This is a genomic window from Bradyrhizobium sp. USDA 4473 (assembly GCF_054063335.1).
In genome coordinates this window covers 6,405,186-6,420,291 of record NZ_JBSSGE010000001.1, presented here as the reverse complement: position 1 = coordinate 6,420,291, position 15,106 = coordinate 6,405,186, and the positions used below count along the sequence as shown (strand labels likewise).

At 65.9% G+C, this 15,106-nt stretch carries 16 protein-coding genes; 9 read left to right on the top strand and 7 right to left on the bottom strand.

Features of this window, described 5'->3' with window-relative positions; all coding sequences use genetic code 11:
• Positions 1-7: 7 nt before the first annotated feature.
• The gene (locus ACVW17_RS30500; protein WP_456798216.1) at positions 8-781 is read right to left on the bottom strand and encodes a COG4705 family protein; all 774 of its coding nucleotides are present in this window, start codon (positions 779-781) and stop codon (positions 8-10) included.
• A gap of 316 nt (positions 782-1,097) precedes the next feature.
• Positions 1,098-2,585: an MFS transporter gene (locus ACVW17_RS30495; protein ID WP_456755309.1), complete on the bottom strand. Its 1,488-nt coding sequence runs from the start codon at positions 2,583-2,585 to the stop codon at positions 1,098-1,100.
• A 141-nt stretch (positions 2,586-2,726) separates the two neighbouring features.
• On the opposite strand from ACVW17_RS30495, the gene ACVW17_RS30490 reads away from it, so the two are divergent.
• The 4 genes from ACVW17_RS30490 to ACVW17_RS30475 all read left to right on the top strand — a co-directional run bounded on the left by ACVW17_RS30490 (position 2,727) and on the right by ACVW17_RS30475 (position 6,312).
• Entirely contained in the window at positions 2,727-2,978 is a 252-nt protein-coding gene (locus ACVW17_RS30490; protein WP_456756561.1) for a hypothetical protein, read from the top strand.
• Between the two features lie 181 nt (positions 2,979-3,159).
• On the top strand, positions 3,160-4,650 hold the full coding sequence (gene guaB / locus ACVW17_RS30485; RefSeq protein WP_456755308.1) for an IMP dehydrogenase: 1,491 nt from the start codon (positions 3,160-3,162) through the stop codon (positions 4,648-4,650).
• A 235-nt stretch (positions 4,651-4,885) separates the two neighbouring features.
• Positions 4,886-5,908, top strand: coding sequence for an NADP-dependent oxidoreductase (locus ACVW17_RS30480; protein WP_456755307.1), 1,023 nt, complete (start codon positions 4,886-4,888; stop codon positions 5,906-5,908).
• A gap of 143 nt (positions 5,909-6,051) precedes the next feature.
• Positions 6,052-6,312 carry a hypothetical protein gene (locus ACVW17_RS30475; protein ID WP_456755306.1) on the top strand — a complete coding sequence of 87 codons (261 nt, stop codon included), beginning with the start codon at positions 6,052-6,054 and terminating at the stop codon, positions 6,310-6,312.
• A 178-nt stretch (positions 6,313-6,490) separates the two neighbouring features.
• Here the strand turns inward: ACVW17_RS30475 and ACVW17_RS30470 are convergent, their stop codons facing one another.
• Together ACVW17_RS30470 and ACVW17_RS30465 are read right to left on the bottom strand one after the other, a co-directional pair.
• Positions 6,491-7,327, bottom strand: a complete 837-nt coding sequence (locus tag ACVW17_RS30470) for a metallophosphoesterase family protein (protein WP_456755305.1) — start codon at positions 7,325-7,327, stop codon at positions 6,491-6,493.
• Between the two features lie 127 nt (positions 7,328-7,454).
• Positions 7,455-7,892 carry a hypothetical protein gene (locus tag ACVW17_RS30465; protein WP_456755304.1) on the bottom strand — a complete coding sequence of 146 codons (438 nt, stop codon included), beginning with the start codon at positions 7,890-7,892 and terminating at the stop codon, positions 7,455-7,457.
• A gap of 139 nt (positions 7,893-8,031) precedes the next feature.
• On the opposite strand from ACVW17_RS30465, the gene ACVW17_RS30460 reads away from it, so the two are divergent.
• Positions 8,032-8,454, top strand: a complete 423-nt coding sequence (locus tag ACVW17_RS30460; RefSeq protein WP_456755303.1) for an MAPEG family protein — start codon at positions 8,032-8,034, stop codon at positions 8,452-8,454.
• Positions 8,455-8,476: 22 nt separating this feature from the next.
• Positions 8,477-9,775, top strand: coding sequence for an RsmB/NOP family class I SAM-dependent RNA methyltransferase (locus tag ACVW17_RS30455; protein WP_456755302.1), 1,299 nt, complete (start codon positions 8,477-8,479; stop codon positions 9,773-9,775).
• Positions 9,776-9,919: 144 nt separating this feature from the next.
• On the opposite strand, the gene ACVW17_RS30450 is transcribed toward ACVW17_RS30455, so the two are convergent.
• Positions 9,920-11,191, bottom strand: coding sequence for an MFS transporter (locus ACVW17_RS30450; RefSeq protein WP_456798215.1), 1,272 nt, complete (start codon positions 11,189-11,191; stop codon positions 9,920-9,922).
• A gap of 114 nt (positions 11,192-11,305) precedes the next feature.
• Here ACVW17_RS30450 and ACVW17_RS30445 point away from each other — a divergent pair, with 114 nt between their 5' ends.
• Complete coding sequence (locus tag ACVW17_RS30445) at positions 11,306-11,758, top strand: winged helix-turn-helix transcriptional regulator (RefSeq protein ID WP_456755300.1); 453 nt, start codon at positions 11,306-11,308, stop codon at positions 11,756-11,758.
• Between the two features lie 162 nt (positions 11,759-11,920).
• On the opposite strand, the gene ACVW17_RS30440 is transcribed toward ACVW17_RS30445, so the two are convergent.
• Positions 11,921-12,253 carry a DHCW motif cupin fold protein gene (locus ACVW17_RS30440; protein ID WP_456755299.1) on the bottom strand — a complete coding sequence of 111 codons (333 nt, stop codon included), beginning with the start codon at positions 12,251-12,253 and terminating at the stop codon, positions 11,921-11,923.
• Positions 12,254-12,453: 200 nt separating this feature from the next.
• Complete coding sequence (locus ACVW17_RS30435; protein WP_456798214.1) at positions 12,454-12,825, bottom strand: nuclear transport factor 2 family protein; 372 nt, start codon at positions 12,823-12,825, stop codon at positions 12,454-12,456.
• A gap of 135 nt (positions 12,826-12,960) precedes the next feature.
• Between ACVW17_RS30435 and guaA the strand changes: the two genes are divergently transcribed.
• Positions 12,961-14,559: a glutamine-hydrolyzing GMP synthase gene (gene guaA, locus ACVW17_RS30430; RefSeq protein ID WP_456798213.1), complete on the top strand. Its 1,599-nt coding sequence runs from the start codon at positions 12,961-12,963 to the stop codon at positions 14,557-14,559.
• A 121-nt stretch (positions 14,560-14,680) separates the two neighbouring features.
• Positions 14,681-15,079, top strand: a complete 399-nt coding sequence (locus ACVW17_RS30425; protein WP_456798212.1) for an N-6 DNA methylase — start codon at positions 14,681-14,683, stop codon at positions 15,077-15,079.
• The last annotated feature ends 27 nt before the right edge of the window (positions 15,080-15,106 follow it).

The window sequence follows — 15,106 nt, the reverse complement described above, 5'->3', positions numbered from 1 at the left end:
CCCCTGGTCACGCCGCCGTGCTGGCCGGCGCCGGGTGCGATCCGGCGCGCTGCGGCAGCACCAGCACACAGACGATGATGAAGATCGCGAGAACCGCGGAGGCGATCGGGCGGCTCAGCGCGAGGCCGCCGTCGCTGACCGGCTTGTCGAGGAAGTCGCCGACCGTGGCGCCGAGCGGCCGCGACAGGATGAAGGCCAGCCAGAACAGCGTCACCCGCGAGATCGCGGTCCAGTAATAGGCTGCCGCGATCGCGGCCAGCGCGACGCCGAACACCAGTGCGCCGCCCTCGTAGCCGAGCCCGGTGGAATCGGCGATCCAGTCGCCGAGCGCGGTGCCGAGCGTCTGCGAGAACGTGATCGCGGTCCAGTACAGCGCCTCGACCCGCGGCGTGCTCACGGTGTTGACCGAGATCGAGCCGAGCGACCAGTACCAGAGGCCGAGCGTGAGCAGCAGCAGGCAGAGCAGCAGCGTCGATCCGCCGGCATAGCCGATGCCGAGCGAGCGATCGGCGAAATCGGCCATGGTGGTGCCGAACGTCGTCGACGCGACGATCGTGGCCCAGTACAGCATCGGCTGAAACGCCTTTGCGGCGATCTGCGCCGCGACCAGCGCCACGAGTACGAACAGGAACAGCATCGTCCCCGCCAGGTAACCCCAGTTCAGCGTCATCGTGACGGTATCGCCGCCGGTCTCGCCGAGCGTGGTCGCGGCGATCTTGATGATCCAGAACACCAGCGTGACTTCGGGAACCTTGCTCTTGGTGTATTCGATTGAGTTCATCGGGCGCGCTCCTGAGGGACCACGCGGCACTACCCCGCAAAGCCGGCATGGTTTCGACGGCCCGTTCAACAATGCTTGAGCGAGGCCGGCTGGAGTCTTGCGAATGCGAAGTGGTGGCGACCGGGTTTCGCAGGCAACAGCCGTCATCGATAGGAACGTCGTGACCGTCACCCTGGGGAGCGCGAAGCGCATCTCGAAGGGTGCGCGGCCCGGCTGTTGGCCGTGCATCCTTCGAGACGGCGCTACGCGGCTCCTCAGGATGACGGTGATAGATCGAGCGCGCACCTCGTCATTGCAATGACGGAGCTAACCGTCCTCACCCCAGCCGCTGATCCCTGGCGTTCTGGGTGTCCTCGGTCGCGGCCTTGACTGCGTCGGCGGCGGCGCGCTTCTCGGCGCCCTTGCGGCTCGAGATATCGATCGCCTTGCGGCCGGCGATCTCGTTGCCGGCGTCGGCCGGCATCTGCCAGAAGAACCAGGCCGAGGCCGCCGAGATCAGCGACACCACGATGAAGGCCGGCGCGAACACGTCGGCGGACAGCTCGGTCGCGTGGTGCAGCGCCAGCGTGGTCTCGACCGAGAACGCGCCGACCGCGACGCCGGCGGACACCGCGAGCTGCTGGTTGACACTGACCAGCGTCGTGGCCCGGCTCATCTGCGGCGCCTCGACTTCTGCATAAGCGACGGTGTTGATCGCGGTGAATTGCAGCGAGCGGAAGAAGCCGCCGACCACCAGGATGGTGAAGATCAGCATCAGCGGCGTCGAGATCGTGAACAGGGCGCAGGCGGCGAGGAAGGCCGAACTCACCACCGCGTTGACCGTCATCATGTTGCGGAAGCCGAAGGCCTTGATGATGCGCGCCGCCAGCGTCTTCATGCCCATGGCGCCGACCGCCGACGCAAAGGTGACGAGGCCGGACTGGAACGGCGACAGGCCGAAGCCGACCTGCATCAACAGCGGCAGCAGGAACGGCAGCGCGCCGATGCCGAGCCGGAACATGAAGCCGCCGACGATCGACGCACGCATGGTCGGCAGCCGCAGCAGCCCGAAATCGAGCACCGGCGAGCCGGTGCGCCGCGCGTGCAGGACATAGAGCGTCATCGAGATCGTGCCGACCCCGACCAGCGCGGCGACGATCGGCCACGGCAGCAGGTTGAGCCCCGCGACCGACAGTCCGAAGGCGATGCCGGCAAGGCCGATGCCGGCCAGCACCAGTCCCATCAGATCGAAGCGCTCGGGGTCCTCGCTTTTGATCGGGTCGATGTATTTCAGCGCCAGGAAGATGCCGAGCAGCCCGATCGGGATGTTGATCAGGAAGATCCAGTGCCAGGAGAAATAGGTGGTGATGAAGCCGCCGAGCGGCGGCCCGATCACCGGGCCGATCAGCGCCGGCACCGTCACCCAGGCCATCGCGTTGACCAGCGCGCTCTTGTCGACCGAGCGCAGCAGCACCAGCCGCCCGACCGGCGTCATCATCGCTCCGCCGAGGCCCTGCAGGATGCGGGCGAACACGAAATCGGTCACCGAGCCCGACAGCGCGCAGCCGATCGAGCCCAGCATGAAGACGGCGACCGCGCCGGCAAACACGATGCGGGCGCCGAAGCGGTCGGCGGTCCAGCCGCTTGCCGGGATGAACACCGCAAGCGACAGCAGATAGGAGGTGATCGCAAGCTTCAGCGTCAGGGGGCTGGTGCCGATATCGGCGGCGATCGCCGGCAGCGAGGTCGCAATCACCGTGGAGTCCATGTTTTCCATGAACAGGGCGGTGGCCACGATGAGCGGGATCAGGCGTTGCTTGTTCATCAAAATAGGACAGCCGTGCTGAAAAAGGCGGGCGAGGGGGCCATATCATCCTGTCCGCGGGCACGCTATTGCGGAACCGGCCAAACGCCCTAAATCCTGCGTGACGCTGGTATGCATCCGCCCGCGTTGGAGGTGTCCGCCGTGATTTACGTCCTAGCCGCTCTCTTGCCGCCGATCGGGCTGCTCCTGAACGGACAGCCGTTTTCGGCCATCTTCAATCTGGTCCTGATCGTGTTTTGCGCGATTTTCGGGCTGTTTTTCCACGTCTTGCTGCTGGTGCCGTCGGTCCATGCGGTGATCGCGGTCCACATGAAGCGAGAGGACCGGCGCCACCGCGAGATGGTCGAGGCGATCCGCCGCCACGGGCCGCCGCCCGGTTACAGGGTCCCCTGAATCGGCCTGCAAAAAGGCCTGTGCATGGCTGGCAAACGCTTTGATTCGTCATGCCGCCATGCTATCGACCAGCGTCAACCCCACCGATGGGCGCCGATTCGACGGTGACGCAGTGAGCGTCGCCGCAGGCGGCGTTCATCCGTAAGACCATCGCGGCTGGGCCGCAGATAAGGAGTTGGCAATGGCCACGGGATTTCCGGCTATCCGAGAAGCCTTCACGTTCGACGATGTGCTTCTGAAGCCCGGTCTGTCCGACGTCCTTCCCTCGGAAGTCGATATCCGCTCGCGCGTCACCCGCGCGATCCAGCTCAACATCCCGATCATGGCGTCCGCGATGGACACCGTCACCGAAGCGCGTATGGCGATCGCGATGGCGCAGGCCGGCGGCCTCGGCGTCATCCATCGCAACTTCGATCCCGAGGGCCAGGCCGCGCAGGTCCGGCAGGTCAAGAAGTTCGAATCCGGCATGGTGGTCAACCCGCTGACCATCGGCCCCGACGCCACCTTGGCCGACGCGCTGGCGCTGATGAAGGAGAACGGCATCTCCGGCATTCCGGTCGTCACCGGCGCCGCCAAGAATGTGCCCGGCAAGCTGGTCGGCATCCTGACCAACCGCGACGTGCGTTTCGCCAGCGACCCCAGGCAGAAGGTCTCGGAGCTGATGACGCATGAGAACCTCGTCACGGTGCGCGAGGGCGTCGGTCAGGACGAGGCGAAGCGGATGCTGCACAAGCATCGCATCGAGAAGCTCCTGGTCGTCGACGACCAATATCGCTGCGTCGGCCTGATCACGGTGAAGGACATCGAGAAGGCGGTGGCGCATCCGCTCGCCTGCAAGGATGAGCACGGCCGGCTGCGCGTCGCTGCCGCCACCACGGTCGGCGAGACCGGCTATGAACGCACCGAACGGCTGATCGATGCCGGCGTCGACGTTGTCGTGGTCGACACCGCGCACGGCCACTCGCGGCATGTGCTTAATGCCGTCAACCGCATCAAGCGGCTCTCCAATGCCGTGCAGGTCGTGGCCGGCAATGTCGCGACCGAAGGCGGCGCGCAAGCCTTGATCGATGCCGGCGCCGACTGCATCAAGGTCGGCATCGGCCCGGGCTCGATCTGCACCACGCGGATCGTCGCCGGCGTCGGCGTGCCGCAGCTCACCGCGATCATGGATGCGGTCGCGGCCGCGAAGAAGGCCGACGTGCCTGTCATCGCCGACGGCGGCATCAAATATTCCGGCGACCTCGCCAAGGCGCTCGCCGCCGGCGCCGACATCGCGATGGTCGGCTCGCTGCTCGCCGGCACCGACGAGACGCCGGGCGAGGTCTTCCTTTGGCAGGGTCGTTCCTACAAGGCCTATCGCGGCATGGGCTCGGTCGGCGCGATGGCGCGCGGCTCGGCCGACCGCTACTTCCAGCAGGACATCAAGGACACGCTGAAGCTCGTCCCCGAAGGCATCGAGGGCCAGGTGCCGTACAAGGGCCCGGTCGGCAACGTGATGCACCAGCTCGCCGGCGGCCTCCGCGCGGCGATGGGCTATGTCGGTGCCAAGGACATCACGGATTTCCACGGCAAGGCCGAGTTCGTCCGCATCACCGGCGCCGGCCTGCGCGAAAGCCACGTCCACGACGTGACCATCACGCGCGAAGCCCCGAACTATCCGGGCGGGGTGTAAGTCTATCACCGTCATTCCGGGGCGGTCCGTAGGACCGAGCCCGGAATCCATCGGCACGCAGCGTTGGTGGATAAATGGATTCCGGGCTCGTGCTTCGCACGCCCCGGAATGACGGCCGTCATTTCAAACAGAATTTCAAACACCGCGCGCATCAGAACAAAATCCATCTCCCTTGCGGGGAGGCGGATTGCATGCCTACGTGTGCGCCACGAACCAATCATCTCAAGAGGAAATCATGTCCCAAGGTAAGCGCATCGTTCTGGCTTCGCGCCCGCATGGCGAGCCCACGCCGGCCAATTTCAGGCTCGAGGACTACACGCCGCCGACACCAGGCGCGGGCGAGGTGCTGCTGCGCACCATCTGGCTATCGCTCGATCCCTATATGCGCGGCCGCATGGCCGACGGTCCGTCCTATGCCGCACCGGTGCCGGTCGGCGGCGTGATGGAAGGCGGCACGGTGAGCGAAGTGATCGCGTCGAACAATCCCGGCTTTGCCAAGGGCGACATCGTGCTGTCGCGCGCCGGCTGGCAGACCCATGCGATCTCGGACGGCAAGGGCCTTGCCAAGATCGATCCCAAGCTCGCGCCGATCTCGACCGCGGTCGGTGTGCTCGGGATGCCCGGCATGACCGCCTATACCGGCCTGCTCGAGATCGGCAAGCCGCAGGCCGGCGAGACGGTGGTGGTCGCGGCCGCGTCCGGCGCGGTCGGCTCGGCGGTCGGCCAGATCGCCAAGATCAAGGGCGCGCGGGCGATCGGCATTGCCGGCGGCAAGGACAAGTGCGCCTACGTTAAGAACGAGCTCGGCTTCGACGAGTGCCTCGACCATCGCGATCCCAATCTGGCGGCCAAGCTCAAGGAAGCCTGCCCGAAGGGCATCGACGTCTATTTCGAGAATGTCGGCGGCGCGGTGTTCGATGCGGTGTTTCCGCTGCTCAATGCGTTCGCGCGCATCCCGGTCTGCGGCCTGATCGCGCATTACAACGACACCGAAGCGCATGCGCCGAAATGGGCCGGCGCGATGATGCGCAACATCCTGACCAAGCGGCTGACCTTCCGCGGCTTCATCGTCAGCGACTTCGCCGCGATGCATGGCGACTTCCTGCGCGACATGTCGCAGTGGGTGCGCGAGGGCAAGGTCAAGTACAAGGAGTTCGTGACCGAGGGGCTGGACAGCGCGCCGGAGGCCTTCATGGGCCTGCTCAAGGGCGCCAATTTCGGCAAGCAGCTGGTGCGGGTCGGGCCGGACAAGGCGTGAGCCGGGCGCGTTTGGGCTCCCATTCCGCGCAACAAAGTATCAAAAACGCCACATTGGCGGGGTTTTGGGGGCCTTTTGGCCCCCATTTGCTTGACGGAGACCCGCAGCAGTTGATTCAATATGGCTATATTTCAGGTGTAGCCATGGTTTTTGAAGTCATTGTTTCCGGGGTCATTGTCCTCGCCGTCGGCTATTGGGCGACGATGTTCGTCATGGGCCGCCGCGACGACGTCCTGCATGGAAAATTCGTCGAGGAGGAGGAGCCGGCCGTTGAGCCGGTTCGCTTCACGCGACAGATGCCGCGCGCGCGGCCCGCGCCGGCGGCGCCGCAACCGAACAAGGACTCGCTGCAGGCGCTGCTCACCGTCATCAAGCGGGACCTGAACGACGCGGCGCGGAGCTGACGCCCTCAATCGGAACTGGTGCGCTCCGCTCTCTCCACGTCATTGCGAGGAGCGATAGCGACGAAGCAATTCATCTTTCCGCTTGCCGAGCGATGGATTGCGTCGCAGAGCCTGTCATCCGGCGGCGCTTCGCGCCGACCGGGTGGCTCGCAATGACGGTGGTGCCTGCCGTCACCGCTTACGCCGGCTCTTTGCCGAGCAGCGTATCCAGATCGACATCGACCTGGCCTTTCGCCCTGACGTGACGGACCTCGAAACTGTCGGGCTGGAAGCGGTACTCGACGAGGCCGACTTCCTTGACGCCGATCGGTTCCTGCCGTGCGTCGGAGATGACGAAGCCGGTCGAGGGCGCCCAGACGTGCCTGACATGCTCGAACGTGTAGTCGCGGCGCTGGTGCACATGGCCGCTGCCGACCAGCCGCCAATCGACCTTGCCGAACATCTCGATCAGGCGCCGCCGCGCCGGCTGCGGCACGTAGCGGAACGAGGTCTCGACGCGTTCGGCATCGTAGGGCAGGTCGAGATAGAGCGGCTTGTGCACGAACAGCGCCACCGGCCTGCCGACCGCCTTGTCGAGCGCGCTCGCCAGCCAGTCGAACTGCTCGGCCTCGCTGTCGAGGCCGGTGTTCATGATCAGCGAATTGAGCCCGATGAAGCACCAGCCGGCGGCGTCGAAATGCCAGCGGTCCTCGCCGAGCACCGAGGTGAAGGCGCCGCAGGTCGCTTCGGTCGGCAGCTGTGCCGGCGCGGGGCCGACCGCGGTCGGGTTGTCGCCGATGTCGTGATTGCCCGGCAGATACAGGCAATCGACCGGCAGCGCGTTGTGCAATTGCTTGGCGAACGCCAGATCGTCGCGGCTGGTCGGCCCGTCGAACGAGACGTCGCCGGAGTTGAGCACGAGATCGGGCCGCGTCGCGTCGATGTGTTCGCCGACGCGATGAAAATTGTCGATCAGCGGCGTGAAGCGGCGCGCAAGGTGGGTGTCGGAGATTTGCGTTAGGCGGAACTGGGCCATGGATCGATCCTTTCGCCCGGAGCATAGGTCGGCGCGAAGTCGGAACGATGACGTTTTCGACGACTTGTTCGCTGCTCTGTTTGATGCGTTGTTTGATGTCTTGTTTGAACGAGGTTCGGGCGTGGCGCTAGATCGCGAACGTCTTGATCGCGCGCGTGGGGGCGGCCGGCGGGCTCCTGCGGCTTCCGAACAGGCCGGTGTTGGGCAGATTGGTTCGCGCGTCCGAGGGCGCCGCGCTCGGTCCGAAATAATCGCGCATGTCGTGCCGCATATCGTAGACGGCAAAGCCGAGCAGGCCGAGCACCAGCGCCGTGGCGAAGGAGTGCCTGACGATGTCGCGCGTCGAGCGATAGCCGGTGCGGAAATAGACCGAGAGCAGGATCGCGACCAGGAGCGCCGCGGCGATGCCGGCCAGCCCCGACATCACCATGCCGAGCCCGCCATCCGCCGCGTCGTCGAACCAGCCGGCTGCGGGATCGACCGTCTGGAGCAGGGAGCCGGCGAGATCGCCGAGAGTTGCGGCCGCCAGCGCCGCGCCGTCGAAGATCGGGGTGACGATGCTCATTGCGTCATCCGTCAAGTACTGAAACCGCCATTGGTCCTGGGAGTTGGTCACCTGGGCTCGGGTGATGGTTCAATGGGTTACCGCGTACGCTTCATTGTATTGGGCCGCTCCGGCGGCTAAGAGGGCTGAGGAGATTCTGATGTCTGTTCAAATGGTTCTGTTGCCGGTCTTGATCCAGATTGGGCTCACCTTCGCGCTCTTGTTCGGGATGGCGACGTTGCGCACGCGGACGCTGGCGAGCGGCGAGACCAAAATGGCCGATATCGCGCTGCGCGAGCCGAACTGGCCGGTGCGGGCGACCCAGCTCGGCAACTGCTTTGCCAACCAGTTCGAGCTGCCGGTGCTGTTCTACGTCCTGATCGCCATTGCGCTGCCGCTGCGCCGCGCCGATCTGTTCATCGTGCTGATGTCCTGGGTGTTCGTGGTGACGCGGTTCGCCCATGCCGGCGTGTTCGTCACCTCCAACGACGTGCGGCCGCGCTCGCTCGCCTGGTTCGCCGGCGTGCTGGTGCTGGCGGCGATGTGGCTGTATTTCGCGCTCAGGCTGCTGCTGCTGATCTGATGCGCCCAACCGGAAGAGTTCTATGACCCCCGCTGCCCGGCTTTCCGCCGCGATCGAGCTGATCGCCACCATCGATGCACAGCGCATTCCTGCGGCGAAAGCGCTGAAGGAATGGGGCACCGCGCACCGCTATGCCGGCTCCGGCGATCGCGCCGCGATTTCCGGCCTGATCTGGGACGTGCTGCGCCGGCAATCCTCCGCGGCCTGGCTGATGGACGACGACAGCGCCCGCTCGCGCGTGCTCGGCATGCTCAAGCTCGAGCGCGGCATGGATGTCCCGACCATTTCCGCGCTGTGCGACGGCGGCCGGTTCGCGCCGGAGCCGCTGACTGCGACGGAGGAGGCCGCGCTGACCTCGCGCTCGCTGGCCGATGCGCCGGCGCATGTCGCGGGCGACTATCCCGATTGGCTCGATCCGCATCTGGCAAACGTGTTCGGCGACGACCGCGCGGCGGAGGCGACCGCGATGGCGAGCCGCGCGCCGCTCGACCTGCGCGTCAACACGCTGCGCGGCAAGCGCGAGAAGGTGCTGCCGCGGCTGGCGCATCTCGGTGCCCGGGAGACGCCCTGGTCGCCGCTCGGCCTGCGCATCGCGCTCGGCGCCGATGCGCGCAATCCCGGCATCCATGCCGAGGAGGATTTCATCAAGGGCGCCATCGAGGTGCAGGACGAGGGCTCGCAGCTCGCCGCGCTGTTCTCGGCGGCAAAGCCCGGCGAGCAGGTGATCGATCTCTGTGCCGGTGCCGGCGGCAAGACGCTGGCGATCGCGGCGATGATGCAAGGCAAGGGAAGGCTGATCGCGACCGACAGCGACAAGCGCCAGCTCGCGCCGATCCACGAGCGGCTGTCGCGCGCCGGCGTGCACAATTGCGACGTCCGCACGCCGCGCGGCGAGGAGGAGGTGCTGTCTGACATCAAGGCCTCCGCCGATCTCGTGCTGATCGACGCGCCCTGCACCGGCACCGGCACCTGGCGTCGCAATCCCGACGCCAAATGGCGGATGCGCCCCGGTGCGCTCGAGGTGCGGCTGAAGGACCAGGCCGAGGTGCTGGCGCGCGCCGCGCCGCTGGTGAAGGCCGGCGGCCGGATCGCCTACATCACCTGTTCGGTGCTGTCGGAGGAGAACGGCAAGCAGGTCAGGGCGTTCGTCGCAGGGCATCCGGAGTTTTCGGTGCAGCCGCCGGAGCAGACCGCATCGGTGCTGTGGGACAAGGCCGAGGCGTTTGCCGAGGCTGTGCTGCCGTCGCCGGAGGGCCTGCTGATGACGCCGCGCCGCACCGGCACCGACGGATTCTTCGTCTCGGTGTTGAAGAAGGCGTGAGCCTTTCTCCGCCGTCATTGCGAGAAGCGCAGCGACGAAGCAATCCATCGTCCTGCACATGCGGGCAGGTGGATTGCTTCGCGGAGCCTGTCATCCGGCGGCGCTATGCGCCGACCGGGTGGCTCGCAATGACGGATGAACTCGCTACGCCTTGGAGCACACCCCCGCGGGCACCTTCGTCCTGCTCACCACGATCACCCAGAACAGCAGCGCAATCGCGCTGATCGAAGCCCCCAGCATGCAGACGCCGAGCCAGCCGGCGGCCGCGTACGCCAGCGTCGAAGAGATCGCGCCGAATCCCGTTCCGATCGAATAGAACACCATGTAGCCGCCGACCAGGCGGCTTGCGGCGTCGGGCCGGGCGGCGACGATCAGGCTCTGGTTGGTGACGTGGATCGCCTGCACCGCGAAGTCGATCATCACGACGCCGGCCAGCACCAGCCATAGCGAGGTGTCGAGGCAGGCGATCGGCACCCAGCCGGCCAGCATCAGCAGCAGCGACAGTCCGGTGGTGCGCTGGCCCCAGCCGCGATCGGCGAGGCGGCCGGAATTGCGCGCCGCCAGCGCGCCGGCAAGGCCGGCGATCCCGAGCAGGCCGATCGCGGTGTGCGACAGGGACAGCGGAGGGGCTGCGAGCGGCAGCACGACCGAGCTCCAGAACACGCTGAAGCTTGCGAAGATCAACAGCGCGAACACCGCGCGCTCGCGCAAGACCGGCTCCTCGACGAACAGCGCAGCCGTCGAGCGCAGCAGTTTCGCGTAGGACGATCCGGCCATCGGCTGCGGTGCGTGCCGCGGCAGCGCGCGGGCCAGCAGCGCCGCCAGCACCAGCGTCAGCGCGGCCGAGGTCAGATAGACGACGCGCCAGCCGGCGAGATCGGCCAGCGCGCCGGCGGCAAAGCGCGCCAGCAGAATGCCCGACACCACACCGCTGGTGACGGTGCCGATGGTGCGGCCGCGATCGGCGGGCGCGGCCAACGTTGCGGCGTAGGCGACCAGCACCTGGATCACGACGGCAAGCAGCCCGACCAGCACCATGCCGATGAGCAGCACAACGGCATTCGGCGCGGTGCCGACGATGGCAAGCGCCATCGCCGACAGCACGGTCTGGCCGACGATCAGCCTGCGGCGGTCCCAGAGATCGCCGAGCGGCACGATGAGCATCAGCCCGAAGGCGTAGCCGATCTGGGTCAGCGTCACGACGCCGCCGATCACCGCGGGCGTGATGGCCAGATCCCGCGCCATGGTGTCGAGCAGCGGCTGGGCGAAATAGATGTTGGCGACGCTGAGCCCGCAGGCGACGGCGAACAGCAGCACGACGGCCGGCGAGAGGGCGCTCGCGTTGCCGCGCTGGTCGTCGGCGGCGGTGTCTTCGTGCCTGGCCGGCCGGGCCTCTGCCATCGATCGGTTCGTCATCTTGCCTCCGCTGCAATTCGCAATCTGGACTTATCATGAGACCAGTTGCATCGCGCGCTGTCTAGTCCTATTTTAAGACCAGTTCGGAATCGTGATCGAGGGAGGCGGAGCGCGATGAAACGGACCGGCTTTGCAAAAGCGGACTGCCCGGTGGCGCGCGCGCTGGATGCGATCGGCGACTGGTGGTCGCTGCTGATCGTGCGCGACGCGTTCGACGGCCTGCGCCGGTTCGGCGACTTCCAGAAGAATCTCGGCATCGCCAGGGGCATGCTGACGGCGCGGCTGCGAACGCTGGTCGAACTGGGCGTGCTCGAGCAGGTGGCGGCGTCGGACGGCAGCGCCTATCAGGAATATGTGCTCACCAGGCGCGGCCGCGACCTGTTCCCGATCGTCGTTGCCTTGCGGCAGTGGGGCGAGGCGCATCTCTATGCCCGCGGCGAGCCGCATTCGGTGCTGCTGGACCAGGCCGGCCAGGCGGTCGGCCAACTCGTGCTGCCGTCGAAGAGCGGCAAGCCGCTGGTCTGGTCGGACACCAAGGTAAAGAAGGTTGCGGCGCGGAGAAGGTGAGTGCGCGAACCAGGCTCAACCCGCCGTCATTGCGAGGAGCGAAGCGACGAAGCAATCCATTCTTGCTCTCCGCGTGCGTGGAGAGGTGGATTGCTTCGCGGAGCCTGTCATCCGGCGGCGCTTCGCGCCGACCGGGTGGCTCGCAATGACGAAGGCGTCAGCTCAATCCACGATAAACAACGTCGCGCCCGTCTTCGTCGACGAGCGATGCGCGGCGTCGCCGAAATCGGAGACCTGGTAGCTCATGCCGGGCTTCAGCGTGAATTGGCGGCCGTCGCGCAGCTCGGTGTCGAGCTCGCCGGTGACGACATAGAGCACATGGCCGCGATCGCACCAGTGATCGGCGAGGTAGCCGGGCGAATATTCGACCATCCGCACCCGCAGCTCGCCGATATTGAGCGTGCGCCACAGCGCTTGCCCGGTTTCGCCGGGATGCACTGAAGGTTCGACGTTACTCCAGTCGGTGACGGTGAACGGCAGGGGCGGGATTTTCATGGCAGGGTCCTGGTTATTCGTTCGTCATATGTTTTTGCATCCCCATACGCCGACGTCATCCTGAGGTGCGCGTCGAGTGCTGCGCAAGCAGCGCTCGGCGGGCCTCGAAGGATGGGGATGGAGCCGGGCTGTCGCCCTTCGAGGGCCGCTGAAGAAGCGGCCACCTCAGGGTGACGGGAGAGAAGGAGTGGCGCAGCAGCTCAATGCACCAGATGGTTCGCCGAGCCCTGCCGGATCTTGCCCTCGGCATCGAGCCGCAGATATTCGCAGATCCTGTTGCCGCGTTCGTTCCGGTAGAACACGACGACGCTGTCGGGCGAGACGTAGAGGTCGATCAGCTCGAAATGCAGCTCGGGCAGTTTGGCGAGCGCAGCGCTCCAATAGGCCCGCAGTTGCGCCTTGCCGCGCACCGTGCCGGAGGAGCCGAAGCCGAATGCCGGGATCCGGTCCGAGGTCATCTCGGTATCCTCGGCATACAGTGCGAGCACCCGCTCGAGGTCGCGCGCGTTCCAGGCGGCGATCCAGGCGTGGCCGAGCGCGGTGAGGCGCGAGGGCTCATGAAAATCCGCCATTGGTTTCCTCCTTTTGTTATGGCCAAATTAGGTCAATAATACTGACCTATATCGATTTGTCCATGCCCAAAGAAGAATGTGGGCGCCCCGTCGAGCGCGGTTGCGGGGGCGGGCCGTGTCGCGTATCTGCTTGCCATGACAGCCCAGCACACAGCCCGCGACTCGTCGACGCCTTCCGTGGCCTCGGCGCATGACAAGATTCTGATTGTCGATTTCGGCAGCCAGGTGACGCAACTGATCGCCCGCCGCGTCCGCGAGATGGGCGTCTATTCCGAGATCGTGCCGTTCCAGAAGGCGGAGGCCGCCTTCAAGGAGATGAAGCCGAAGGCGGTGATCCTCTCCGGCGGGCCTGAATCGGTGCACGAGACCGGCTCGCCGCGCGCCCCGCAGCTGATCTTCGAGTCAGGCGTTCCCGTGCTCGGCATCTGCTACGGCCAGATGACCTTGGCGGCCCAGCTCGGGGGCGAGGTCGAGGGCGGGCATCACCGCGAATTCGGCCGCGCCGATGTCGAGGTCAAGACCGACAGCCAGCTGTTCGACGGCATCTGGAACCACGGCGAGAAGCACCAGGTGTGGATGAGCCACGGCGATCGCATCACCAAGATGCCGCCCGGCTTCTCGGTGGCCGGCACCTCGCCGAACGCGCCGTTCGCTATCATCCAGGACGAGAAACGCAAATATTACGGCCTGATGTTCCACCCCGAGGTGGTGCACACGCCCGACGGCGCAAAACTCTTGCGCAACTTCGTGCGCAAGGTCGCAGGGCTGACCGGCGACTGGACCATGCGCGCCTTCCGCGAGGAGGCGATCGAGAAGATCCGCGCCCAGGTAGACCGAGGCAAGGTGATCTGCGGCCTCTCGGGCGGCGTCGATTCCGCGGTCGCGGCGGTCCTGATCCATGAGGCGATCGGCGACCAGCTCACCTGCGTGTTCGTCGATCACGGCCTGCTGCGGCTCGACGAGGCCAAGACCGTCGTCGACCTGTTCCGCAACCACTACAACATCCCGCTGGTCCATGTGGACGCGTCGAAAGAGTTTCTGGGCGAGCTCCACGGCGTCACCGATCCGGAAGTGAAGCGCAAGACCATCGGGCGGCTCTTCATCGACGTGTTCGAGGCCGAGGCCAAAAAGATCGGCGGCGCCGAATTCCTGGCGCAGGGCACGCTCTATCCTGATGTGATCGAGAGCGTCTCCTTCACCGGCGGCCCGTCGGTGACCATCAAGTCGCACCACAATGTCGGCGGCCTTCCGGCGCGCATGAACATGAAGCTGGTCGAGCCGCTGCGCGAGCTGTTCAAGGACGAGGTGCGCGTGCTCGGCCGCGAGCTCGGCCTGCCCGAAGTGTTCGTCGGCCGCCACCCGTTCCCGGGCCCCGGCCTTGCGATCCGCTGTCCCGGCGACATCACCAAGGACAAGCTCGACATCCTGCGCAACGCCGATGCCGTCTATATCGACCAGATCCGCAAGCACGGCCTCTACGATGCGATCTGGCAGGCCTTCGCCGTGCTGCTGCCGGTGAAGACCGTCGGCGTGATGGGCGACGGCAGAACCTACGAATACGTCGTCGGCCTCCGCGCCGTCACCTCGACCGACGGCATGACCGCCGACTTCTACCAGTTCGACATGAAGTTTCTGGCCGAGACCGCGACGCGCATCATCAACGAGGTGAAGGGTGTCAACCGCGTGGTGTACGACGTGACGAGCAAGCCGCCGGGGACGATTGAGTGGGAGTAGGGGGCTGAATTTGCACGGCTGTCAGTGCTAGAAGTTAAGATCTTTTCCACGTAAATATTGTAACAGCGAGGGAAGTGCGCCTTCTGACGCGTAAGAAGTTCCTACTGGCGGGGATGACATCTTGAGAGGATCCCAGCGGCCGACCATCAGGACGGGGCCGACCGAGCCCCGCGCTATTCTGGCTGAACGCCGGAAGATTGGCGCCTACTATACACCACAAACTGTCACCGACATTCTATCAGAGTGGGCTATCCGTAGCGCCGATGAGATCGTGCTTGAGCCTGGCTTTGGCGGATGCGGCTTCTTGGAGAGCGCGGCCAACCGTCTCTCGGATCTAGGTTGCGTTACGCCGAGCGCAAATCTGCACGGCTGCGATATCGATGATCACGCCTTTCACGTCCTCTACACTCGCCTTGGTTTGACCCAACTAAGCGGGCACTTCGTACTCGGCGACTTCTTGTCGCTTGGACGTGAGGCTTTTGGTAATAAGGCGTTCGACGTTGCCATCGGCAAGCCGTAAGCCATCGCGCAGGGAAGGCCGGGTTGT

Excerpts from the sequence above, each read along its gene's own strand:
- ACVW17_RS30500 (WP_456798216.1), bottom strand. The coding sequence starts at position 781 with ATGAACTCAATCGAATACACCAAGAGCAAGGTTCCCGAAGTCACGCTG.
- ACVW17_RS30495 (WP_456755309.1), bottom strand. The coding sequence starts at position 2,585 with ATGAACAAGCAACGCCTGATCCCGCTCATCGTGGCCACCGCCCTGTTC.
- guaB (WP_456755308.1), top strand. The coding sequence starts at position 3,160 with ATGGCCACGGGATTTCCGGCTATCCGAGAAGCCTTCACGTTCGACGAT.
- ACVW17_RS30480 (WP_456755307.1), top strand. The coding sequence starts at position 4,886 with ATGTCCCAAGGTAAGCGCATCGTTCTGGCTTCGCGCCCGCATGGCGAG.
- ACVW17_RS30475 (WP_456755306.1), top strand. The coding sequence starts at position 6,052 with ATGGTTTTTGAAGTCATTGTTTCCGGGGTCATTGTCCTCGCCGTCGGC.
- ACVW17_RS30470 (WP_456755305.1), bottom strand. The coding sequence starts at position 7,327 with ATGGCCCAGTTCCGCCTAACGCAAATCTCCGACACCCACCTTGCGCGC.
- ACVW17_RS30465 (WP_456755304.1), bottom strand. The coding sequence starts at position 7,892 with ATGAGCATCGTCACCCCGATCTTCGACGGCGCGGCGCTGGCGGCCGCA.
- ACVW17_RS30460 (WP_456755303.1), top strand. The coding sequence starts at position 8,032 with ATGTCTGTTCAAATGGTTCTGTTGCCGGTCTTGATCCAGATTGGGCTC.
- ACVW17_RS30455 (WP_456755302.1), top strand. The coding sequence starts at position 8,477 with ATGACCCCCGCTGCCCGGCTTTCCGCCGCGATCGAGCTGATCGCCACC.
- ACVW17_RS30450 (WP_456798215.1), bottom strand. The coding sequence starts at position 11,191 with ATGACGAACCGATCGATGGCAGAGGCCCGGCCGGCCAGGCACGAAGAC.
- ACVW17_RS30445 (WP_456755300.1), top strand. The coding sequence starts at position 11,306 with ATGAAACGGACCGGCTTTGCAAAAGCGGACTGCCCGGTGGCGCGCGCG.
- ACVW17_RS30440 (WP_456755299.1), bottom strand. The coding sequence starts at position 12,253 with ATGAAAATCCCGCCCCTGCCGTTCACCGTCACCGACTGGAGTAACGTC.
- ACVW17_RS30435 (WP_456798214.1), bottom strand. The coding sequence starts at position 12,825 with ATGGCGGATTTTCATGAGCCCTCGCGCCTCACCGCGCTCGGCCACGCC.
- guaA (WP_456798213.1), top strand. The coding sequence starts at position 12,961 with ATGACAGCCCAGCACACAGCCCGCGACTCGTCGACGCCTTCCGTGGCC.